The organism is Streptomyces sp. NPDC052043 (genome assembly GCF_044548235.1).
Taxonomy (GTDB): Bacteria; Actinomycetota; Actinomycetes; order Streptomycetales; family Streptomycetaceae; genus Streptomyces.
In genome coordinates this window covers 694,280-713,160 of sequence record NZ_JBIUBT010000001.1, presented here as the reverse complement: position 1 = coordinate 713,160, position 18,881 = coordinate 694,280, and the positions used below count along the sequence as shown (strand labels likewise).

29 protein-coding genes are annotated in these 18,881 nt (G+C 70.3%); 2 read left to right on the top strand and 27 right to left on the bottom strand.

Annotated elements, in window-relative coordinates:
• Positions 1 to 172 precede the first annotated feature (172 nt).
• A complete protein-coding gene (locus ACIHCX_RS03245; RefSeq protein ID WP_400026048.1) occupies positions 173 to 418 on the top strand; it encodes a hypothetical protein in 246 nt (81 codons plus the stop codon).
• A gap of 49 nt (positions 419 to 467) precedes the next feature.
• Here ACIHCX_RS03245 and ACIHCX_RS03240 read toward each other — a convergent pair whose 3' ends face one another.
• From ACIHCX_RS03240 to ACIHCX_RS03160, 17 genes are all read right to left on the bottom strand, one after another.
• On the bottom strand, positions 468 to 941 hold the full coding sequence (locus ACIHCX_RS03240; protein ID WP_400026047.1) for a hypothetical protein: 474 nt from the start codon (positions 939 to 941) through the stop codon (positions 468 to 470).
• 2 nt (positions 942 to 943) lie between these two features.
• On the bottom strand, positions 944 to 2,026 hold the full coding sequence (locus ACIHCX_RS03235) for a hypothetical protein (RefSeq protein ID WP_400026045.1): 1,083 nt from the start codon (positions 2,024 to 2,026) through the stop codon (positions 944 to 946).
• 91 nt (positions 2,027 to 2,117) lie between these two features.
• Positions 2,118 to 2,450 carry a hypothetical protein gene (locus ACIHCX_RS03230; protein WP_400026044.1) on the bottom strand — a complete coding sequence of 111 codons (333 nt, stop codon included), beginning with the start codon at positions 2,448 to 2,450 and terminating at the stop codon, positions 2,118 to 2,120.
• Complete coding sequence (locus tag ACIHCX_RS03225; RefSeq protein WP_400026042.1) at positions 2,450 to 2,611, bottom strand: hypothetical protein; 162 nt, start codon at positions 2,609 to 2,611, stop codon at positions 2,450 to 2,452. The genes ACIHCX_RS03230 and ACIHCX_RS03225 overlap by 1 nt, the downstream gene beginning before the upstream one ends.
• Positions 2,608 to 2,784 (bottom strand): hypothetical protein, encoded by a 177-nt coding sequence (locus ACIHCX_RS03220; protein WP_400026041.1) that lies wholly within the window; start codon positions 2,782 to 2,784, stop codon positions 2,608 to 2,610. Before ACIHCX_RS03220 ends, ACIHCX_RS03225 begins: the two co-directional genes overlap by 4 nt.
• Positions 2,781 to 3,182 carry a hypothetical protein gene (locus tag ACIHCX_RS03215; RefSeq protein ID WP_400026040.1) on the bottom strand — a complete coding sequence of 134 codons (402 nt, stop codon included), beginning with the start codon at positions 3,180 to 3,182 and terminating at the stop codon, positions 2,781 to 2,783. Before ACIHCX_RS03215 ends, ACIHCX_RS03220 begins: the two co-directional genes overlap by 4 nt.
• Before the next feature lie 74 nt (positions 3,183 to 3,256).
• A complete protein-coding gene (locus ACIHCX_RS03210; RefSeq protein ID WP_400026039.1) occupies positions 3,257 to 3,691 on the bottom strand; it encodes a hypothetical protein in 435 nt (144 codons plus the stop codon).
• Positions 3,692 to 3,774: 83 nt separating this feature from the next.
• On the bottom strand, positions 3,775 to 5,052 hold the full coding sequence (locus ACIHCX_RS03205) for a DNA-methyltransferase (protein ID WP_400026038.1): 1,278 nt from the start codon (positions 5,050 to 5,052) through the stop codon (positions 3,775 to 3,777).
• An 11-nt stretch (positions 5,053 to 5,063) separates the two neighbouring features.
• Positions 5,064 to 5,276 carry a hypothetical protein gene (locus ACIHCX_RS03200; RefSeq protein ID WP_400026036.1) on the bottom strand — a complete coding sequence of 71 codons (213 nt, stop codon included), beginning with the start codon at positions 5,274 to 5,276 and terminating at the stop codon, positions 5,064 to 5,066.
• Positions 5,273 to 5,896 (bottom strand): HNH endonuclease, encoded by a 624-nt coding sequence (locus tag ACIHCX_RS03195; RefSeq protein ID WP_400026035.1) that lies wholly within the window; start codon positions 5,894 to 5,896, stop codon positions 5,273 to 5,275. The genes ACIHCX_RS03200 and ACIHCX_RS03195 overlap by 4 nt, the downstream gene beginning before the upstream one ends.
• A gap of 262 nt (positions 5,897 to 6,158) precedes the next feature.
• Positions 6,159 to 6,713, bottom strand: a complete 555-nt coding sequence (locus tag ACIHCX_RS03190) for a hypothetical protein (RefSeq protein WP_400026033.1) — start codon at positions 6,711 to 6,713, stop codon at positions 6,159 to 6,161.
• A gap of 16 nt (positions 6,714 to 6,729) precedes the next feature.
• Positions 6,730 to 7,008, bottom strand: a complete 279-nt coding sequence (locus tag ACIHCX_RS03185) for a hypothetical protein (RefSeq protein WP_400026031.1) — start codon at positions 7,006 to 7,008, stop codon at positions 6,730 to 6,732.
• A complete protein-coding gene (locus ACIHCX_RS03180) occupies positions 7,005 to 7,277 on the bottom strand; it encodes a hypothetical protein (protein ID WP_400026029.1) in 273 nt (90 codons plus the stop codon). Before ACIHCX_RS03180 ends, ACIHCX_RS03185 begins: the two co-directional genes overlap by 4 nt.
• A 16-nt stretch (positions 7,278 to 7,293) precedes the next feature.
• Complete coding sequence (locus ACIHCX_RS03175; RefSeq protein ID WP_400026028.1) at positions 7,294 to 8,652, bottom strand: replicative DNA helicase; 1,359 nt, start codon at positions 8,650 to 8,652, stop codon at positions 7,294 to 7,296.
• Positions 8,649 to 9,359, bottom strand: a complete 711-nt coding sequence (locus ACIHCX_RS03170) for an ATP-binding protein (protein WP_400026027.1) — start codon at positions 9,357 to 9,359, stop codon at positions 8,649 to 8,651. The genes ACIHCX_RS03175 and ACIHCX_RS03170 overlap by 4 nt, the downstream gene beginning before the upstream one ends.
• A 3-nt stretch (positions 9,360 to 9,362) precedes the next feature.
• On the bottom strand, positions 9,363 to 10,244 hold the full coding sequence (locus tag ACIHCX_RS03165) for a helix-turn-helix domain-containing protein (RefSeq protein WP_400026026.1): 882 nt from the start codon (positions 10,242 to 10,244) through the stop codon (positions 9,363 to 9,365).
• 33 nt (positions 10,245 to 10,277) lie between these two features.
• Positions 10,278 to 11,606 carry an HNH endonuclease gene (locus ACIHCX_RS03160; RefSeq protein WP_400026024.1) on the bottom strand — a complete coding sequence of 443 codons (1,329 nt, stop codon included), beginning with the start codon at positions 11,604 to 11,606 and terminating at the stop codon, positions 10,278 to 10,280.
• A 165-nt stretch (positions 11,607 to 11,771) separates the two neighbouring features.
• Between ACIHCX_RS03160 and ACIHCX_RS03155 the strand changes: the two genes are divergently transcribed.
• The gene (locus tag ACIHCX_RS03155; protein WP_400026022.1) at positions 11,772 to 11,999 is read left to right on the top strand and encodes a hypothetical protein; all 228 of its coding nucleotides are present in this window, start codon (positions 11,772 to 11,774) and stop codon (positions 11,997 to 11,999) included.
• 58 nt (positions 12,000 to 12,057) lie between these two features.
• Here the strand turns inward: ACIHCX_RS03155 and ACIHCX_RS03150 are convergent, their stop codons facing one another.
• The 10 genes from ACIHCX_RS03150 to ACIHCX_RS03105 all read right to left on the bottom strand — a co-directional run bounded on the left by ACIHCX_RS03150 (position 12,058) and on the right by ACIHCX_RS03105 (position 18,849).
• Positions 12,058 to 12,912 (bottom strand): hypothetical protein, encoded by an 855-nt coding sequence (locus tag ACIHCX_RS03150; RefSeq protein ID WP_400026020.1) that lies wholly within the window; start codon positions 12,910 to 12,912, stop codon positions 12,058 to 12,060.
• On the bottom strand, positions 12,909 to 13,769 hold the full coding sequence (locus tag ACIHCX_RS03145; protein WP_400026018.1) for a hypothetical protein: 861 nt from the start codon (positions 13,767 to 13,769) through the stop codon (positions 12,909 to 12,911). The genes ACIHCX_RS03150 and ACIHCX_RS03145 overlap by 4 nt, the downstream gene beginning before the upstream one ends.
• Positions 13,766 to 14,038 carry a hypothetical protein gene (locus ACIHCX_RS03140; RefSeq protein ID WP_400026016.1) on the bottom strand — a complete coding sequence of 91 codons (273 nt, stop codon included), beginning with the start codon at positions 14,036 to 14,038 and terminating at the stop codon, positions 13,766 to 13,768. Before ACIHCX_RS03140 ends, ACIHCX_RS03145 begins: the two co-directional genes overlap by 4 nt.
• On the bottom strand, positions 14,035 to 14,406 hold the full coding sequence (locus ACIHCX_RS03135; RefSeq protein ID WP_400026015.1) for a hypothetical protein: 372 nt from the start codon (positions 14,404 to 14,406) through the stop codon (positions 14,035 to 14,037). Before ACIHCX_RS03135 ends, ACIHCX_RS03140 begins: the two co-directional genes overlap by 4 nt.
• A gap of 83 nt (positions 14,407 to 14,489) precedes the next feature.
• Positions 14,490 to 15,260: an ATP-binding protein gene (locus ACIHCX_RS03130; protein WP_400026014.1), complete on the bottom strand. Its 771-nt coding sequence runs from the start codon at positions 15,258 to 15,260 to the stop codon at positions 14,490 to 14,492.
• 11 nt (positions 15,261 to 15,271) lie between these two features.
• On the bottom strand, positions 15,272 to 16,114 hold the full coding sequence (locus ACIHCX_RS03125; protein WP_400026012.1) for a PD-(D/E)XK nuclease-like domain-containing protein: 843 nt from the start codon (positions 16,112 to 16,114) through the stop codon (positions 15,272 to 15,274).
• Positions 16,111 to 16,764: a hypothetical protein gene (locus tag ACIHCX_RS03120; RefSeq protein ID WP_400026011.1), complete on the bottom strand. Its 654-nt coding sequence runs from the start codon at positions 16,762 to 16,764 to the stop codon at positions 16,111 to 16,113. Before ACIHCX_RS03120 ends, ACIHCX_RS03125 begins: the two co-directional genes overlap by 4 nt.
• Before the next feature lie 137 nt (positions 16,765 to 16,901).
• Complete coding sequence (locus tag ACIHCX_RS03115) at positions 16,902 to 17,447, bottom strand: hypothetical protein (RefSeq protein WP_400026009.1); 546 nt, start codon at positions 17,445 to 17,447, stop codon at positions 16,902 to 16,904.
• A gap of 74 nt (positions 17,448 to 17,521) precedes the next feature.
• Positions 17,522 to 18,271 (bottom strand): methyltransferase, encoded by a 750-nt coding sequence (locus ACIHCX_RS03110; protein WP_400026008.1) that lies wholly within the window; start codon positions 18,269 to 18,271, stop codon positions 17,522 to 17,524.
• Between the two features lie 110 nt (positions 18,272 to 18,381).
• A complete protein-coding gene (locus ACIHCX_RS03105) occupies positions 18,382 to 18,849 on the bottom strand; it encodes a hypothetical protein (RefSeq protein WP_400026006.1) in 468 nt (155 codons plus the stop codon).
• Positions 18,850 to 18,881: the final 32 nt, after the last annotated feature.

Sequence of the window (18,881 nt, the reverse complement as noted above, 5' to 3'; positions counted from 1 at the left end):
CGGTGCCGGCAGCGCTCGAGGTGGTGCGGGCCTGACGGCAGCAGAGCGCCCCCGACCGGGAACGATCCGGCCGGGGGCGCTTCCGTGCGTCTGGTTCGCGCTCTTGCCGCCGTCCGCCACCCGACCGACGGTGAACGCAGGCGGGGTGACGCACAGGCGACAGGGGGGCTACATGCCAGGCAGGTTGGATGACGTGATCGGCCGGCTGCTGCTGCAGGCCGCGGTGCTGCTGCATCGGACGGTGGCGGGCCGGGCTGCGACGGAGCGGCTGCAGCAGCGCCGGAACGCGGCGCTGCGGGCTGCGTATCGGCACGGCATACCGGTGGAGGAGCTCGCGGCGCGGATGCGGCTGTCGCCCGGCTGGGTCCGGCAGGTGCTGGCTGGGAAGAGGCCGCCCGCCGTGGAGGAAGCCGCGTAGGCGCAGCAATGCCCCCGACCGCGGGTTGCGGCCGGGGGTATCGGCGTGGTCAGTGTCGTCGCCGGGCGGGCCCGTAGGGGATTGCCAGGCGGGCCGGTCGGGGCGGCGCGAGGGCGTAGTCATCGGCTCGGGCATGTTCGGCGGCCCGGGCTGTGCGGGCGGCGAGTTCGGCGAGCGTGCGGCCTGCCTCCTCCGCGACCGGCTTCACCGCTTCCCTGAAGGCCTCCAACACCGCCCGGACGTGGCGTGCCCGTTCGGCTTCCGCGCGGGCGATGCGCTTGGAGAGCCGAGCCCACTTCTCCGCGAAGTCGTCCGGGATGGGCGGCTCGTCCATCTGGATCTCGACGGAGCCGATACCGGGGATCTCCTGCCACTCCCCCGCCTCGTCCATGATCTGCACGCTGGTCTCGGGCCCGCGTTCGGCCGGGACGTCGACCGCGGGCCGGCTGCGCATGGCGTCGTCGCTGACGGTCCAGTCGTCGAGGGCCTGGTCGATCTGGGTGAGGATGTCGTCGCTGCGCACGGTCACATCTCCTTCGGCGGCTCGAGGGCTTTCAGGGTGGCGCAGTCGGTGTGCAGGACGGGCGAGTTGTCGGTGCTGATGCCCTCCGAGTCCAAGCCGGAGCATTCGGCGCAGATCGTCCGACCCTGGTAGTCGACCGGGCGATGCAGTTGGCGGACCCGCTTGAGCTCGCCCTCCGCCTCGTCGGCGCGCTGCCGCTGCTCACGGGACGTGTCGTAGGCGGCCAGCAGCTCCTCGGGCGTCGGGTAGCCGAGGACGCCGGCCACGTAGTTGAAGTCGATGGCGCGCAGCACGTCGGCGCGGATGCTGTCGGGGTCGGCGGGGGCGGACAGCTCACTGGCCTGATGCCCGGAGTCTGCGGGCAGGCCGGCCAGCCACGCCTCTCGCACCTCGCGCCCTTCGTACAGGGTGATCGCGTGGGCGGTGGCGATCTTCAGTCCGGACGCGATGCCCTGCGCGGCCAGGCGGACCTCCTCCACGGTCGCGTGCGAGGCGGTACGGGTCGCCTGGGCCAGCTCACGCTCCAGGCGGGCGAGGAACTGGCGGTAGGGGGGCGGCATGGCGTCGAGGGCGGCGCTCACGGCCCGCCAGATGATCGCGTTGCGGTGGACGGGGTCGGCGGGCATCCGGTCGCCGAGGCGGCGGACGTAGGCGTACACCGCGTCGTAGGCGGGCATCCGCGGATCCAAGCCGGGCGCGGTCGGCTCGTCGGGCGCCGGCTCCGGGTGGCTGTCGGTCGCTGCCTGCTGGTCGACGCGGGCGCGGGCTTCGTCGATGATCCGCTCGGTGTTCCAGCCTGGTTCGGTCTCGAGTCGCCGCAGCAAGATCCGGAGGTTGTCTTCGATGCGCAAGAGGGCTGCCTCGGCGTAGGCGTGGCCGTGCCTGCAGGGGTTCATCACGAGCCGCTCTCCGAACCGTTCCGGAACGCTGGTCTTGAGCACCTCGGTGACGGTCTCCCCGCAGGTCGGGCAGGGCGGGTACGGCAGCAGCAGGATCGTGATCCCGTCGCGCTGCTGGCGGCGGTACTCGAGGACGACCGCCCACGCGAGCAGGTCGGCGTCGGATAGGGGGCGGGGGTCGGACATCGGTGCCTCGTTTCGGCGTCTGGCCGCTCCTGTGGCGGCCTGGGATCGGATGGCTGGGCGGCGGCCCGGGGTTGCGCGCCCCGGGCCGCCGTCAGGCTGCTGCGCGCTCGTCGACCGTCCCGCCGGTGCCGCACTCGAGGGCGGCCTCCAGCTCCTCCACGCGGGCCTCGAGGCGCTGGATCTCGGCGTCGGCGGCCTCCCGGTTCCGTTGGAGGGCCTGCGTCGTCTCGGTCAGGCGCTCACGGGTCTTCCCTTCGAGTTTCCGTTCGGCCCACACGTTCTCGGCGAGCGCCTGCGCCTCCGGGACGGTGAGCACGCCGTGGACTCCACGGTGGAGCAGGGTGTCGATGGCGGCCTGACGCAGCGCCCGCTCACGCTGGTTGGCCTTCGGGGCGCGGACGGTGGGGTGCTCTCTGCGCGGCATTACAGGACTCCCTCGAGGCTGATGTTGATCGTTTCGACCCGCTTGAGGTCGCTGTCAGACGCGCCTTGCCGCAGCAGGTCGAGCACCCCGCCGGGTCGGACCGGTACGGTCACCGGCTCGCCCGTATCGCACGGCTCGGGCAGGGCCCAATGGACGGTCACGGCCGCCTCCCTTCCCGCCGCACCTGGCCGCGCGGGTCGAGGATCCCGTCGGCTTGGGCGACCAGCCGCAGCGCGCGACGGAGGACGGACCGCCACGGTTCACGGCGGCGGGCGTAGGCGGCGAGGATCGCGGCGCTCCCGTCATCGGGATCCCACTGCAGGCGGCGGCTCACGAGGCCACCTCGTCGTCGGCCGGGTCCCAAGTCGCCAGCAGGTCACGGTCGGTCGTGGCCCACGCGAAAGTCGGGCACGGGTGCGGGTGCTCGCACTCCTGGCACAGACCCGAGGTCATCCCGTTGATGACCCCCTTGCTGTGGGCCTCCGCGATGCGGGCGAGCCGACCGCTGGGGTCGTCGGCGAGTTCGACGCGGGTGGCGCCACCATGTCCGTGCACTGCCTTGATCGACGCTATGCCCTTCGGGTGCGGGGTGGTGGTGGGCCAGGCGCCCAGCCAGTGGATGACGGCCTCACCGTCGCTGAAGATCGCACCCTCGGCGACCTTTCCGGTGCCGCTGACACCAGAGATGTCGGTGTCGCGGTGCAGTTCGAACAGGGTGGGCTTTTCGTACACGTCGCGCTCCTAGCGGTGGGTAGTCGGGGTGCGGGGCCGCCCCCGAGGATGAGCGGGAGCGGCCCCGGTCGGGGTCAGGCGGGCTGCTCGCAGGCCAGGCGGCGGAGCCGGTCCAGCGCAGGCTGGTCGTCCTCGCCGAACTCGTCGCCCCGGGAGAACATCTGCTCCTGCGCGAGGTCGAGGGCGTAGCGGAGCATGTCCCGCTCGGTCTGGCTCAGCCCGGCGGCGGGCCGGTCCACGGGCTCGGGCAGCACGGCCAGCACCGCGTCGGCGCAGTGGTCCATGATCGCGCTGTCATCGGGGGCAGTCAGGTATGCCCCGGTGAGCGCCTCGGCGATGCGGTCGCGGAGAGCGGCCCGGTCCGCGGGCGGCTGGACGGCGGCGGGCGGGGTTGCGATCTCGTCGAGCAGTGCGCGGGCCTCGTCGCACCAGTTGACGGTGCCTGAGCCGGGAATGCTGGCGATCAGCGCGAACAGGCGGTCGCGGGGCGGGGTGGGCTGTTCGGTCATGGTCAAGCTCCTTCGTTCGTGGTCGGATCGGGTGGGGCGGTCGCTTGCTGATAGCCGCAGCAGGCGACCGCCCCGTGGGTGGGTCAGGCTCCGGCGGCGAACAGGGATTGCGTGTAGGGCTCGTCGAGGCGGTGTGCCGCGATCCGCGCGTAGGGCTCGTGCCGTTCGATCCCGACGCCTTGCATTCCTTCGTCGCGGGCGGCGAGCAGGGTGGTGCCGGAGCCGGTGCACCAGTCGAGGACGGTCCCGCCGGGCGGGCAGACGAGGCGGACCAGCCACCGCATCAACGCCAGCGGCTTCGGGGTGTCGTGCCGAACCCCGTCAACCTCCACCCGCTCCGAGGCCGGCGTCTTGCTCTCGAGGCGGAACACCGGGAACGAGCCTGCGGAGCTGCCGACTTCACGGATCGGGCAGCCAGGCTGGCAGGGCCCCTCGCAGTCGTGGCCGAGGAGGATGTTCGCGGGATAGCCGCCTCCCGATGCCGGGCAGGCCGCCACGTTCAGCCCGCCGACGCCGTGCCGCAGCAGGCCGCCGACGAGGCTGTCGTAGCCGGTGGACTTGCGGGCCAGCAGGATCGGATCGTGCGCGGGCTTCAGAGCCGTGTTCCAGCCCGCCCACTGCTTCGCCTGCTCCGAATGCGGCAGAGACTTGATGCGGTCCTCGGAGAACGCGCCGTACAGGCCTGCGTCGCGGGCCGCGCCCTGCTTCCGGCTGATGATCTCCCGCTTCTCGAACGCCTCACCAACGGTGCGCTTGCGGGCGTTCAGCTCGGTGACGAGCGGCAGGATGCCGGTGTCGTCGAAGCCGATCGCTTCCCGCAGCCGCGTCCACTGCTCGCCGGTGGGCACGATCGCCGCCTTGCCTTGCGTCGTCCACAGCCCGCCCATGCCGGAGAACCCGAACAAGTCGTCGATCCGTCGGTTCGTCCACCCTGCCAAGTCCCGAGCCGCAGCCAGCCAGGCCGTCACCTGCAAGACCTGCTCGCGGTCGTCGCGGTGCCGGTCTATCGCCCGTGCCAGGTCGGCGCCCTTCGGCTTGCCGTGCGTGTAGATCCAGTCGAGTTGGTCGATGATGCGGAACCCGGCGTCCTCCGCGGCGCACACCATGCGGTGATAGGTCCGCGGGGCGCCGAAGGACAGCAGGTGCCCGCCGGGCTTGAGGACGCGCAGGCACTCCCGCCACAGGTCGACGCTGTAGGCGATACCGGTCCGGTCCCAGTCCTGCCCGGCCACGCCGATCTCGTAGGGCGGGTCGCAAACGACGGCGTGCACCGACTCGGCGGGCAGCGAGGCGAGGACGTCGACGGCTTCGCCGAGGTGCAATGTGGTCGTGTCGTCGCGGTAGTACACCCGCTGACTCATGCGGTTCTCCTTCACAAGGACCAGAGGGTTGGCTGGTGGTGGATCAGGTCGATCTCGGTCTGGCCGTCCACGTGCGGGACGGGCGCGCCCAGGTCGGGCGTCGGGGCGGGCTGCCGGGCGGGACGGCCGTTCAGGCGCCGCCAGCAGACGGGGCCGAAGCCGGTGGGCGACGGGCGCTTCAACGGGCGCCCGCAGCCGGCGCATTTGGCGGTCACCGGGGTCATGAGGCGGACAGGCTGGGCGGCACCACGGGCAGTTCTCGCTGGATCAAGCACCGCGCGCATCGCCTCTGATGCTTGGCTATGGGCCTAACGTCGACCTTCGCGACCTCCAGCCCGCAGGCGGTGAGGTAGAAGTCGGGTCTGATCAGACGCGCAGCGTGGTGCCAGACGTGCCGCTTGGGCCGGATGCTGTCCGGCCACGGGTCCTCGCCGGCCGTCAGCCCGATCCGCAGCATGACCTCCTTGGGCGACTCGTAGCCCTTGGACTCGCGAATCGGGAGGATGACCTCGCGCGCCTGCTGCACGGTGTCGAACATCCGGCAGGACTTGATGTTGTTGCAGACATGGCAGGACAGGACCCAGTTGCTGCTGGGGTTGCGGGCAAGGTAGGCGTAAGGGATGAAGTGATCCCAGTTGGTGCGAAGGAAGACCGTCCGGCTGTGGCGCCAGATCGCGGTACCGATGGGCAGCTCGCAGTAGAGGCACCGGTTGTTCTGCAGCTCGATCGCGCGGCGGCGCTCTGCCACGCGCGGATACTGGCGGGTGGTGACCCCGCTGGAGGGGCCGCGCGCCCCGTAGACGCGCAGTCGCCAGTCTCCGGGAGGCAGTTCAGGGGCGGTCATGGATCGGGGCTCTCTTTCGAATCGATTGGCTGGGCGCCTCGCTGCCGCTACGGGGCTCGAAGCTGGCGGCGGACACGATGAGGGAGTTAGGCCGTCAGACGGGCGCCTAGACCCCGCCACGGGCCCGACAGGAGGCGCGGGCGCGCCTCACCGGCACACCGGTCCCTCTCGCAGGCGGGCATGGTCACGGTCATCTCCTCGGGGTGGGGCGGTAGGGTTCGGGCCAGACCCGCCCGGATAAGCCCCGGGCGCGTCGCCGCGTTCACGGGGTGGGGGTGGCGAGTCGCTGCCGGCCGGCGTCGGTCACAGACACGCGGTGTCCGCCGACGCTGGATACGCGGTCGATGCGGATACGGCCGGCCTTGGCCAGGGCGACCCAGGTGTCGACGGAGGCGCTGTGGCCGTCCTGCGATCCGAGTCGCCAGACTCGACGCAGGCCGTCGTCGTGGATCAGTACCGGCTCGTCGTGCTTGGCGATCTCTCGCAGCAGACGCAGCGCCGTCGGCCCGTCCGGGTTCGGCTTCGAGCGGGCCTTCTTCGCCGCCTGCTTCTCCGCGTCCTGCGCGTCCAGTTCGGCGGCCAGCTTCCGGCCGGCCTCGGTGATGCGCATGGCGCCGTCGTCGTACTCGTCCCACCCAGCAGCCAAGCCAGCCTTGTACAGCGGCGGGACGGTGCGGGCGTTGAACAGCGGCCCGCTGCTCGGGCCGTCGAGGTACCAGCGTCCGCGGCCGGAGTAGCGGACGGTGGCACCATCGCCCTTGTCGCGGCGGGCGAGTTCTCGCAGCAGATTCTGCGAGGCGGGGCTGAGGTCGGTCATCGGTTCCTCCAGGGGTTCATGCGGCGCGATTGCCGCGGCTGGTGTGCGGGGTTTGGGGCTGGTGCCGGGCGCAGGTGCACGCGTCCGGCGGCGGGGTGGGGCCGGTGGCGGCGGTGCCGAGGGGCCAGCCGCCGGCGTGGGTGATCCGGTAGGCGGGGGCCGGGACCGCGGTGAGGTGGGGCTGCGGCTTCGGGGCGGTGTCCTCGGTGGGACGGCCGGTGATCTGCCGGAGGTAGGCGCGGAAGTCGCCCTGCTTCCGCAGTTCGGCGATGTCCTCGACGCTGAGCTCGGTCACGACGCCCACAGCCCTTCACCGGCGGGGAGCAGACCGATGAGGTGGCTTATCGCGGCGTGCCAGGCCTCTTCGGTCTCAAGGTGGGGGTGGGCGCCGGTGTCGCGCTGCCAGCCGACGAGGGGCCGGATCGCGGGGCGCAGCGTGTAGGACCAGTAGCGGGAGAACGACCACATCGGGTCGGCCTCGGCGGCAGCGGCCTCGAGGCGGACCGCCTCCTCGAGTTCGGCCAGCCGCGGTTCCGCGGCCGTCAGTTCGGGCCAGGTGATCACAGGAGTTCCTTTCGGGTCAGCCGTGCTGGTAGTTGGCGAGGCGGGCGTAGTGGCCCTGGAAGATCAGCGGGATGATGCGGCCGTTGGCGCCGTTGCGGTTCTTCGCGACGATCACGTCGACCTCGCCTGCACGCGGGCCGGTGTCAGTGCCGTCCTCGGCGAGCGGCCGGTGAAGGAGCATGATCACGTTGGAGTCCTGCTCGATCGACGAGGAGTCCTTGAAGTCCGTGGCCATCGGCTGCCGGCCAACAGAGCCGCGGTTGAACTGGGCGAGGGCGACGATGGGAATCTCGAACTCCATCGCCATGACCTTCAGCCCGCGGCTGATCTCGGCGACTTCCTGCGCCCGGTTCTTGCCGCCCCCGTCCTCGGAGCCCATCAGCTGCAGGTAGTCGGCGACGACGATCGCCGCGGGGTGGCCCTGGCTGGCCATCCATCGCAGCCGGGCCCGGATCTTCGACAGGGTGAGGTTCGAGGAGTCGTCGAGGATGAAGTTCTCGGCGGTCCCCATCAGCTCGTTGACTTTGATGACCTTGGCCCAGTCGTGGTCGTTGAGCTTGCGGCGGATCAGCCGGTCGAGGTCCACGCCGGCTTCGGCTGCGACGAGGCGGGCCATGAGCTCGCTGCCGCCCATCTCCATGGAGGCGACGAGCGCGGGCCGCTTGTGCTTGAACGCGACGTGCGAGGCGAGGTTCATGCCGAACAGGGACTTGCCGCCACCGGTCGCGGCGCCCACGACGACCAACTGGCCGGGCTTCAGCTCGACAACATCGTTGAGGTCGGCCCACGGCGTGTCGATCGCCCGCGGATCCTTGCCCGCTTCGAGCTCGTCGAGAAAGCCGGCCCACCGGTCACTGACGGCCAGCTTGAGTTCGGCCTGCCCGCTGCCGGTGGCGGCGCCCTGGAGGTCCGCCATGGCGTCGTCGAGGATGTCGTCGGCCTCGTCCTGCTGGGCGTAGGCGCGTGCCGCGGCCCGGTTGGAGGCTTCGATGACGGCCCGGAGCGCCGCCTTCTTCCGGATGATCTCCGCGTGCTTCTCGGCGTGGGCGACGGTGGGCACGGCCCGGACGAGTTCGTGCAGGTAGCTGGACCCGCCGACCTTGGCGAGGTCGCCGGTGCTGGCGAGTTCATCGCCGACCGTGATCGGGTCGATCTTGCTGCTGCGCCCGTACAGGCCGGTGATCGCGTCGAAGATGACCTGGTGTGCGGGCCGGTAGAACGCCGCCGACGTAAGCGTGGCGACCATCGAGTCGATGACGGCGCCCGACAGCAGCATGCTGCCGAGAACGGACTGCTCTGCCCCGAAGTCGTGCGGCAGCGGACGCTCGAAGTTGTCCGGCTCGTCGAAGCCAGCCGGCTCGTCGAAGTCGTTCACGCGGCGTCCCCGCGGCGACGGTCTGAACCCATGACCGGGATGCGCTGGCACATCTCGCTGAGGCGGGAAGTGACCCGGCCGCCGAGCCGCTCGGTGAGCTCCTTCGGCAGCGCGTTCGACGTGAACAGCGTCGGAAGGTGGTTCTCGTACCGCCAGTTGATCAGCCGGAAGTTGACCTCCTCGGTGAACTCGGTGACCTTGCTCGCGCCCAAGTCGTCGACGAGGAGGATCGAGGCGCTGCGGTAGCGGCGGAACTCCGACTCCGAGTCGATGCCGTGACGGGGGCGCAGAGCGGCGTACATGTCCGCGGCGGTCGTGACGACCCAGCGGGCGGAGACGCCGGTGATGGCGAGCTCGCGGATCGCCGCGTAGGCCTGGTACGTCTTGCCGGTGCCGGTCGGGCCGAGGAGGACCAGCGACCGGCCGTGCTCGACGGACGCGATCGCGCTGCCGCGGGTCCGCTGCTGCTCGAGGGCGCTCGCCTTCAACTCGGCAACCCACCGCAGGACGTCGGGGTGGTCGGCGACGGCGGCGGCGTAGTGGAACGGGATCACCTTGGCGGCCTCGAGGATCGACCAGCGGGCCAGGTTCGGGGCGCTGTACGGGCCGTCGTCCTCGCTGTTCAGCCACTGGAGGTCGATGCCGCGGGCGGCGAGGAGCTTCTCGAGGTGGTACTGCTTCGGGTCGATCGGCGGGATCGGCTGCATGATTCAGAACTCCTGGTCGTAGGCGGATTGATCTTCGGGGTCTTGATAGGGCTGCCAGCCGCCGGGCTCATCGGACTGGTCTTCGTAGCGGCCGTCGTTGAGCCAGCGGGCGGGGTACGGCGTGTACTTCGGTTCCTCGCCCTTGCGCTCGAAGGCGTAGGCCTTGGCGGCTTTGATGATCAGATCGGGGTCGGCGCCGCGGTCGAGGGCGTCGCACCACGCCTGCTTGGCCTTCTCGATCTGCTTGCTGCGCGGGTAGCAGATCCAGAACTCACCGAAAGCGGGCCACTGGTAGTCGCGCTCGTCGTCGCTGCCTGCCTGGCCGGCGCCATAAGAGTCTTTTGGTTCAGCTCTTGGTTCAGTCTTTTGGTTTGGGTGACGTGGGCGTCGCCCCTCCTGCGACGTGGACGTCACCCCATCCGCGACGTCGGCGTCACCGGTGACGTCCACGTCAGGGGTGACGTCCACGTCACCCGTCAAATCGGGCGAGATGTTCTCTGAGCTGGGCTTCTTCTTTCCGCCGCGCCGACGGGATGACGCCAGCGTCACCCGTGACGTCCGCGTCACCTCATCCGAGCCCGCACGTCCGCCCGGAACGGTCCGCTCGACGGCCAGGTCGTAGACCTCGGGGCGCTTCCCTTCGGGGAGGTGGGCGGCCTTGCTCTGGTCGCCGAGGCGAATCAGCTCGAGCTCTCGCAGCTGCTTGAGGTCGCGCTGGACGGAGCGCTCGGCCTTGCAGGCGTAGGCAGCCAGCCGGGCGACCGACGGGTACGCCCCGCGGCCCTTCTTGTCGGCGTGACGCGCCAGTCCAGCAAGGGTTGCAACGAGCTGCGCCGGCATCGGCGGAGCGTCTTCGAGCGCCCAGTCCATGGCCTCAGTGCTCACGTTGATCTCTTCTCAGTGCGCAGGGGCAGGCGGTCAGGAAGTCGGCTGAAGCGGTGCGCTTGCCGCCTCGAGCGCGGAGAGCCTTCGCGGGAGGCAGGTGGTCACATCCGGGTCCTGGTAGGCACCGGCGGCGGACGCGGCGATGTAGACGTCGCCGACGCAGAAGTTGCCGTCCTCGCCGATGCGGCTGAGGCTGGCGAAGAACCTCGAGGTCTCTTCCTTCGATGGTTCGATCTCGCCCGAGGCCGTGAAGGCGATGCGCCACAGCTCGGATGCTTGAGACCGCCAGGGGTTCACCCCGGTCGCTTGCAGTTCGTCGTCGCTGAGACCGTGGTAGATCCGCACCGACTTGTGGATCCCCGCGTGACTGGCTGCTCGCACGAGGCGGGCAACGTAGATGTCGGCCTCGAGGAGCTTGTCGATCTGCTGCCTGACTTGCTTCATGGCCTCGTCGCTCGGGCCGCCGACGGACTCGCCGTCCCAGGGCCCTTCCCCCCTTGAAACCCAGGTGGTGGGCCATGCGGTAAGCCACGCGCGCCACGCGGTATCGCGGTCCATGTCATGCAGGGCGGCGGTGATGTCGGTGATTCCGAAGTACGTCGCGAACTGGGCGGCCTGAATGATCCGCTCGGGTTCGGTCCACTCTCGGTCGGAGATGTTGGCGAGGCTGCTGCGGAACTCTTCTTCCTGCTGTGCGGTGGGCGGCTCTTCGTTCTCGATCAAGCCGCAGCGCCAGACGGTGAAGGCCGCCATCAACACCGCTTCACGACTATCGGTGCTGGCTGGCGCCTGGCTGGCGCCGACGATCCGCCGAGCTTCGGCCTGGAGTTCGGTGACCTTGTTCCAGGCGATGCCGCAGCAGTAGCGGAAGGTGTTGTCGGGCTTGACCTTGTCGTTGCCCATGCCGGCGTCGACGATGTCGGCCCACATCCAGACGGGTATGCCAGCGACGCGGAAGCGTTCGACGCTCTGCTTCCAATCCTTTGGCAGCGGCACCTTGTTGGCGTCGTCCTTGCCGACGTGCCAGCGGTTCCACTCACCGAGGAAGGCGTCGCGGTACTCGAGCTTGGGGGTTTCCTGCTCGCGCAGGTTGCCGGCGGCCTGCTTCATCGCGTCGGCCCAGCGGAGTGCGTCGTCGGACACGGCGGCCACGTGGGTGGCGTCCGGGCTCGAGGAGCTCTTGCCGCTGTTGCAGGGCTCGCAGCTGGTGACGAGGTTGTCTGCAGTGTCGGTGCCGCCGAGCGCGACTGGGGTGACGTGATCGACGCGCAGCGGGACGTCTGGGGCGGACGCGCCGCAGCAGCGGCAGGTGTGAGCATCCCTGCGGAAGATCTCGTATCGGAGGCGCTTGGAAACGGCCATGTAGAGGTCCTTTGGAAAGTCCAATGGGCGTGACGGAACTGGGCGGTTGATCCCCTTGATCCGCCTCACCCATGATGCCACATTCATGTGGCCACACGCGAGCATCAAAAATGAGTCAGGAGAGTCGACTTCCATGTGGCCACCCGGATGTGCGAACATGTCGACATGCCCGTCACCGAGGAGACCGTCGCCGCGCTGCGGAAGGCCGTGCGCGCCAAGACCGCTGCCGAGAAGCGTGCCGACGATGCGCGCGCCGCCCTCGCCGTTGCCATGGCCGAGGCCATGCAGCAGGGCATGAGGCAGAGCGAGGTCGTCGAGCTGACCGGGTACACGCGCGAGCACGTTCGCCGGCTGGTCCGCGAGGTCGAAGAGCAGCGCTCCTCCGACGACTGACATCCGTTTCTTCCTTCCTCCGGCCCCCGCCGTTGCGGGGGCCGTTGCCGTGTGCGGGCTAGGCGGCTTGGTCGCCGAAGATCGCGTCGTATTGGGCGGTGAGGGCCTGGCGGATGGTTCGGTCCTCGAGGTGGTCGGGGCGCACGCAGGGCTCCCAGTCGCATCCGGGGAGGACGAGGCCGACTGGTTCCCGCCTGTAGTGCTCTTCGAAGGCGGCGCGGCGGGCGCTGTATTCGCGGCCCCGATAGACGAGCGATGGGGTGACTCCGTCGCGGAGCCGGCCGGTCCAGCGCAGGTGTCCGTCGTCGGCGGGTGCGGTGTTGGCGGCCCACTTGTCGGCGAACGTGATGATCCGCTGCGGCGCCGGGGGCAGGCCCTCCTCTTTACGGATGCGGGCGACCCGCTTCGCATCGGTGTGGAGGGCTTTCCGGATGGCTTGGTCGGTGTGCCCTTGCCGGAGCAGGGCGACGATCTGGTCCCGGCTTCCGTTCGGTTTCCGGCTGGCGCCGGGCCTGCCCTTGCGGGGGACGGTCGCGGAGTCGGCGATGTGTGCGGGGGCGACGCAGCCGTCGTAGTCGCAGACGGCGTGGGCGTAGCCGGTGGGGTCGGTGTTGTGGCGGATGCGGTAGGCGATCCGGCGGGCGGTGTGGTCGGTCTTCTGCCACTTGACTGCCGCGACGCCCTTGCTGCTGCGGTGGCCGGTCCATTCGAGGTGGCCGCCGTCGATGGGTCGGGTGCGGCGCCAGAACAGTTCTTCGACTGTCGCGGCTGGTTTGTTCCCGGCTCGGGCGGGCGGGAGCCCGAGTTCCCGCCGCGTCTGCGTGACGGTGGCGGCGGTGACGTTGAGTTGGCGGGCGATGGTGCGGTCGCCGTAGCCGGCGCGCAGGAGTTCGGCGATGGCGGCGCGGCTCATGCGGCGACCTCGATCGCGTATTCGGGGTGCTCGCGGAAGGCGTGGTCGATGTACGCCTTGGAGATGCCGAGGCGGGCCGCGGTGGTGGCGCGGTCGAGGCCGGTGGTGCGCATCACCCAGTTGGCGTCTTGGGCGACGATCTCCCGGCGCTTGAGGCCGTACATCGGCTCGAAGTGCGGGTCGTCGATGACGTCCATGCGGTCGGCCCAGTAGCGGGTGGGCGGCCAGCGGCGGGAGGTGGCGTGGTTGCGGGCCAGGTTGATGACGCGCTGGCTCACGCCGTGCTCTGAGGGCTGCTGGTCCTTCAGTCGCTCGTAGCCGTCGGCGACGGTGAGGGCTGTGCTGGTGACGACCAGGTGACCGTCGGCGGCGCGCTGGACGATCTGGTGGACGTAGGTGGCGCCGAAGCCGAGCTGGTAGCCGATGTGGCGCATGGGCCAGCCATCGGCGACGAGGGCTTTGATGCGGCGGGCCGTGCCGGTCGGGTCCATGCGGCCGGGCGTGGCGGCGTCTGGGGTGACGGCGAGGACCTTTGCCGCGACTTCGGCGCGGACGGTGTGGCGGACGGGCCTACGACGGCCGTTCTGAGGCTGGAACAGGGGGTGTAGCGAGCTGAGGCCGACGCCTGCCATCGCTGCGGCGCGATGCAGGGTGATCTTGCGCTCGGCAAGCATGAGGAGGTGCTGGCGGACGGGCTCGGCATCGACGTGGGGCTGCCACTCGCCGGCCTTGATGGCGGCCTCGCGGCCGTCCCGCCATGCCCGGTACCGCTCGACGCAGTCGGGGAGGCGGCATCCGTAGTTGGTGTAGCAGGTGAGGGTGTTGTGGTGGGGCGGCTCTCCGGTACGGCGGGTCACGGCCGGTTCTCCTTCCGGGCTGGGGTGTTGGCGTAGCGGGGGTCGTCGGGGTTGTTGGCGAATCGCTCGAGGTCGCGGAGGCTCCAGCCGTGGCGCCGGTCGCGGAGCCGGCGGATGCCGCGGCGGATAGCGGCGATGCCGGCGAGCGCGGCGTAGAGGGCTGCGATGAGGCCGACGCCGGGGGCGGTCCACTCCACGAACGCGACGGCCTGGTCGAGCCACGGGTGGAGGCTGCGGCCCGCGGCCAGATACAGGGCGAGGGTGTTCACGCGGCCCTCCGCTGCTGTGCCCGGTTGCGGCGCTGGGTGGCTATGACCTGGCCCTTGCTGGTGAGTTCCCAGACGGCGATGCGGTGGCCGTGCGTGTTGGCCTGGGTGGACGGGACCATGCGGCCGGTGTGGGCGATGATCCCGGCGGTGCGCAGGCTGTTGATGGCGGCGCCGAGGAAGCCGTGACCGAGCTCGGGCAGCACGTCGCGCAGGTCGTTGCAGGAGAATTCGTTGTGCCGTTGCCCGAAGTGGAAGACGGCCTGTTCGACGAGGAACTGGTCCCAGGAGGACTGGTCGGCGATCTCCTCGAGGAGGAAGTCCTTCTCGGCGGAGGCGAGACGTTCGGCAGGGGTGAGCTTGCGGGCCATGGCGGGCTCCTTGAGGCTGTGATGTTCTTGGGGTGAGGGGCCGCCCCGCATTGCCCGCGGGGCGGCCCGATCGCGTGTGCGGGCTACTGCTGCTCAGTGGGTTCGGGGCTGGCGTTCAGCCAGGCGAGGAGCGGGGCGGCGATGTCGCGGGCTCCGACCGGCCGCTTGATGGCCTTGCGGTGCAGGTCGGGGCAGCGGGACTTGAGAACCTCGAGCGTGTTCTCGAGGTCCATCGACACGGCGACGTCGAACTCGTACTCGATGCCCTTGCGCTGCTCGGGCCGCGTGCCGACCCGCTGAGGCTTGCCGCCCTCAAGCACCCATTCCGTGTAGGAGCGCATCGAGGCGACGACGTGACCGGGGTAGGCGAGGATCGCGGCCACCATGTCGTTCTGGAGCGGAGTGCCGTCCTTCCATCCGGCGAACTTGTTGCCGCCGTACCTGCTGCTGGCCTTCTCGACCTGGTCGAGGGTTCCGTCGGTGCCCTTCCAGAAGTGGGAGAGGCTGTCGACGAACACGGTCGGGTAGCCGGCCTGCGCGGCGGCGTCGAGGACTCGGATCAGGTCGCGCGGGTCATAGCGGTCCATGGGGCAGCTGTCGAACTGCATGCCGCCGATCCCGGCGTACAGGCTGGCGGCGCCTTTCTCAGTGTCGATGACGGCGAACTTGCGGCCCTCGGACAGGCCTTGGGCGATGCTGAGGCCGGTCCAGGTCTTGCCGGAGCCGGACATGCCTTGGATGGACAGGCGGGCCTTGCGGCCAGCCTTGCTGGCGGGGCGGAACGCGAACTGCCCGGAGGCGGCTTCCTGCGCGGCAGGGCGGGCGGCGCGGACGGGCTGACCAAGCTGGGACATGCGGGGTTCTCCTAGGCGTACTGGCGCTCGACCCACGAGGGGAGCGCGATCATCGGGTTGGGGAGGTAGCCGGGCCATTCGCCGTTCTCGCGGCAGAGGGCGTAGGTGTTGAGGGCTACGTCGTTGAGGTGGCGGCCGATGCCGCGGGCCATCGGGTCGCAGGTGGTGACGACGACGAGGTACGGCGGGTCCTTCTCCTGCAGCACGAACTGGAACGGCTGCTCCGGGTCGGCCAGATCGAGCGCGACACCGGCATCGACGTACCACTCCTGCTGCTGCGCGTATCCGTGCTCGTGGAACGCCTTCTCGAGGTCTTCGCGGCGGCAGGATCGGGCAGTCTTGTAGTCGGCGATCTGGCCGTCGTTGCGGAGCCAGTCGAAGCGGGCCCGGCGCCAGATGCCGTTGTCCTGCCAGAAGGCGGACTGTTCGGCGACGCCGGAGCCGGGCTCCAGCAGGCGGGCTGCTTCCTCGTGCTCGCGCAGGGCGGCGGCCATGGCCTTGACCTGCTCGAGCTCGTGCCGCTTGAGCGGGATGTGGCCGGCGTCTCGGATCGCGGCGACCTCGGCCTTGATGGCGTTGGTGTTCCACTTGTCGGCGTCGACGAGGACGAGTTCGGGTCCGTCGTCGAGGACGAGCCTGTGGGCGGCGGTGCCGAGGTCGAGGGCCTTGTTGTGGGGCTGCGGGTTGTCGAGCTGCCACTTGAAGACGGCCGGGCACCTCTTCACCAGCGTGCGGGCGCCGGTTGAGGAGAGGCTGCCGCCGGGGATCGGGTCCTGGTGGTACAGCTCGGCGTCGATGTCGTACAGGCCGGGCTGGACCTCGGCCGGCGCCTCCACCTCCACCGCGGCGGTCACTTCGCACCGCCCGTCACCGCGTCGTACACGTCGCGGGCCCAGCGGGCGTCTCCGAGCGCGGTGTGCGCGACGTCCTTGGCGGGCGGCTCGACGCCGACGGCGCGGGACAGCTCGTAGGACTTGTACGGCAGTTGCGGGTAGTCGCCGGGGAAGAGGAAGTCGCCGCCGTAGGCGCCCGACGCGGCCTGCCCGTGCCGGTAGCCGGCGGCGAGGGTGGCGATGTCGATGGTGCGGTAATGCCAGCGGGTCGGCAGGCCAGCCTCGTTGAACAGCTTGGTCAGGAAGCGGTCATCGAAGGCCGGGTTCGATCCGATCAGCATGGCTCCGTCGAGGAGGGCCAGCAGCTCGTGCATGAGGTCTGCTTCGGTGAGCGTCGCGGGGCCCGGTGTGGTGGCGGTGGGCAGCTGGATCGCGAACTCCCCGTTGGGGACGGCGAACCGTTCCGCGTGGCGGCCGATCTCCAGGGCCTTCAGGTCGGCGGTAGAGAGGCTGGTGCGGAGCTGGAAGAGGTGCTCCGTGTCGGCGATTCCGGGACGGCGCAGGATGACGGCGATCTCCCACGCGTCGTGCTTGCGCGGGTCGAGGCCAGTGGTCTCCGTGTCGACGAACGCCAGGGGCGTCGTCGGTTTTGTGGTGCTTTCAGTGCTCATGTACCCCTCCTGAGGGTGTGCTGATGGACGGCGGCCCGCCCCGACCGGGGGTGGTGCGGGGCGAGCCGCCTGGTGTGGCGGCGCGGAGCGGGGGACTCGACGCGCCGCCGGCTGTGAAGTTGTGGCGCGGTGTACGGCTACTCGGCGCCCGCGGCGGTGACGATGCGGTCGTGGGCCTCGTTGAACGGTTCGGTGTCGAGGCCCATCCACGGGACGCGGTACGTCATCGCGAGCAAGATGTCGTAGGCGCTGAGCCGGTCGGCCTTGAACTCGTCGGCCGCGGCCTGGATGTCGGCGTCGGTGTAGGTGCCGTTGCTGGTGACGTCGCCGGGCATGTAGGCGCTGCCGGGGGCCTCGCACCAGGCCCAGCTGAGCTTGGTGGTCAGGTCGCTGACGGTGTCCTTACTGATGGCGGACTGGATGGTTTCGGTGTCCTGTGTCCAGTCGATGCCGGTGTCCTTGAGGATCTGCACGCCCTTGAGCGCGTCCTCGCGGCGCATTGCTTCGGCGATGCCGAGGCCCTCGTGGTGGCCGATCCGCCAGCGGGCCGGGTCGTTGGTGACGTGCTCGGCGGGCAGCCGGAAGATGACCAGCCCGGGCGCGGCCTGGATGGCGTCGCGGATGGTGTACCGCTGCTCGCCGTGGATGAGCATCGTGTACTCGGTGGTGGTTTCGTTGATCACTGGGTTCCTCCGTGGGATCCTTGTTGGTGGAGTCCCCGGGCGGTACGAGCGTCCGGGGGTTCTTCGGTTGCGGGTTAGGCGGGCTTCGGCAGGACGGCGATGACGGTGTTGACGCCGGTGCCGGACTCCTGGAACGCGCCCTCCGGCAGCGGGTGGATCTGGCCGCCCAGGGCCTCCAGCCGGGACCGGAACGCGACCGCGGCCGAGGTCTGCCGGAACGTGACGCCTGCGGACATGACGGCGACCAGTCGGCCGCCGGGCTTGAGGGCCTGCCAGGCGTGCTTGACGTGCGTGATGTCGGCCTGTCGGGCGAACGGCGGGTTCATCACGACGCGGTCGTAGACGGGGCGCGGGTCGGTCGCGAGGAAGTCGGCGGTGATGGCGGTGATGTTCCGCTCGCGGTGAGCGACGAGCGCGTTGGCGTGGTCGGGCTGGATCTCCACGCAGTCGACGACAGCTCCGGCTCGGACGGCGGCCAGGGCGATGGCGCCACGGCCAGCGGACGGCTCCAGCACCCGCATGCCGGGCTCGATGTGGGCGAGGTCGATGAGCTGCTGCACGACCGGCACGGGGGTCGGGAAGTAGCCGAACTGCTGCTTGCGGCTGGTGACCTCGCCGGTGAGGATGACCGTCTCGATGGCGTCGGCGGCGTCGCCGTCGAAGAGGTGAGCGCGCTCCTTGCGGTTCCACTTCCCGCCGGCCGCCTCGAGGACCTTCGCGGTGTCGAGGTACAGCTTGCGGTCGAGGGTGCCGGTGAGGACGAGGCGCGGCCCGTCGGTCTGGGCGCGGTCGAGGACCTGGATGACGTCGGTGGGGACCTTCACGGTCTTCTCCTGGGATTCTGTGGTTGGGACTCCCGCCCGTAGCCCCGGGCGGGGGTTTCTTCTTGGGGCGCCGCTCCCGCCGGCCGGTGTCATCCGGCGGGGCGGCGAGTTCAGGCGGTCCGCACCCGGTAGGTGGGCCAGGGAGCGGCGGGCTGGTCGAGGATCGGGAGCTGCTGGGTGGTCTCGTTGCTGGTGTCGCGGTGCGGCACCGGGGCCACGTAGGGCAGTTCGACGACCGGCGAGTAGGGGCGGACCAGGTCGGTCGGGACTTCGCGGATGCGGGGGCGGGCGTTGACGACGGCGCGGCGCAGTCGCTCCTGTTCGGCCTTGGCGCGGATCGTCGCGTGCCGCAGGTTCTCGTTCGCCGCCAGCAGGGCGACGTGTTCGCATTCCAGGCGGGCGATGTACATGGCGTCCTGGCAGCCGCGGACGAGCGCGGTGTGGAGCTCGCCGGCCTGCTGCTCGTTCGCGGTGGAGAGCTGCCGGTTGTCGTCCTCCACCTGCCGGGTGTAGGCGCGGAGGTCGACGTAGGCCGGGGAGTGCTTGCCGGTCGTCCCGAGCGGGATGGCGGTGGTCATCGGTGGACTCCCTTGCGGGTGCGGATGCGGGC

Bases quoted from the DNA above. Each gene is read 5' to 3' on its own strand.
- ACIHCX_RS03245 (WP_400026048.1), top strand. From the start codon at position 173: ATGCCAGGCAGGTTGGATGACGTGATCGGCCGGCTGCTGCTGCAGGCC.
- ACIHCX_RS03235 (WP_400026045.1), bottom strand. From the start codon at position 2,026: ATGTCCGACCCCCGCCCCCTATCCGACGCCGACCTGCTCGCGTGGGCG.
- ACIHCX_RS03230 (WP_400026044.1), bottom strand. From the start codon at position 2,450: ATGCCGCGCAGAGAGCACCCCACCGTCCGCGCCCCGAAGGCCAACCAG.
- ACIHCX_RS03210 (WP_400026039.1), bottom strand. From the start codon at position 3,691: ATGACCGAACAGCCCACCCCGCCCCGCGACCGCCTGTTCGCGCTGATC.
- ACIHCX_RS03205 (WP_400026038.1), bottom strand. From the start codon at position 5,052: ATGAGTCAGCGGGTGTACTACCGCGACGACACGACCACATTGCACCTC.
- ACIHCX_RS03200 (WP_400026036.1), bottom strand. From the start codon at position 5,276: ATGACCCCGGTGACCGCCAAATGCGCCGGCTGCGGGCGCCCGTTGAAG.
- ACIHCX_RS03195 (WP_400026035.1), bottom strand. From the start codon at position 5,896: ATGACCGCCCCTGAACTGCCTCCCGGAGACTGGCGACTGCGCGTCTAC.
- ACIHCX_RS03190 (WP_400026033.1), bottom strand. From the start codon at position 6,713: ATGACCGACCTCAGCCCCGCCTCGCAGAATCTGCTGCGAGAACTCGCC.
- ACIHCX_RS03170 (WP_400026027.1), bottom strand. From the start codon at position 9,359: ATGCAGCCGATCCCGCCGATCGACCCGAAGCAGTACCACCTCGAGAAG.
- ACIHCX_RS03160 (WP_400026024.1), bottom strand. From the start codon at position 11,606: ATGGCCGTTTCCAAGCGCCTCCGATACGAGATCTTCCGCAGGGATGCT.
- ACIHCX_RS03155 (WP_400026022.1), top strand. From the start codon at position 11,772: ATGCCCGTCACCGAGGAGACCGTCGCCGCGCTGCGGAAGGCCGTGCGC.
- ACIHCX_RS03150 (WP_400026020.1), bottom strand. From the start codon at position 12,912: ATGAGCCGCGCCGCCATCGCCGAACTCCTGCGCGCCGGCTACGGCGAC.
- ACIHCX_RS03135 (WP_400026015.1), bottom strand. From the start codon at position 14,406: ATGGCCCGCAAGCTCACCCCTGCCGAACGTCTCGCCTCCGCCGAGAAG.
- ACIHCX_RS03130 (WP_400026014.1), bottom strand. From the start codon at position 15,260: ATGTCCCAGCTTGGTCAGCCCGTCCGCGCCGCCCGCCCTGCCGCGCAG.
- ACIHCX_RS03120 (WP_400026011.1), bottom strand. From the start codon at position 16,764: ATGAGCACTGAAAGCACCACAAAACCGACGACGCCCCTGGCGTTCGTC.
- ACIHCX_RS03105 (WP_400026006.1), bottom strand. From the start codon at position 18,849: ATGACCACCGCCATCCCGCTCGGGACGACCGGCAAGCACTCCCCGGCC.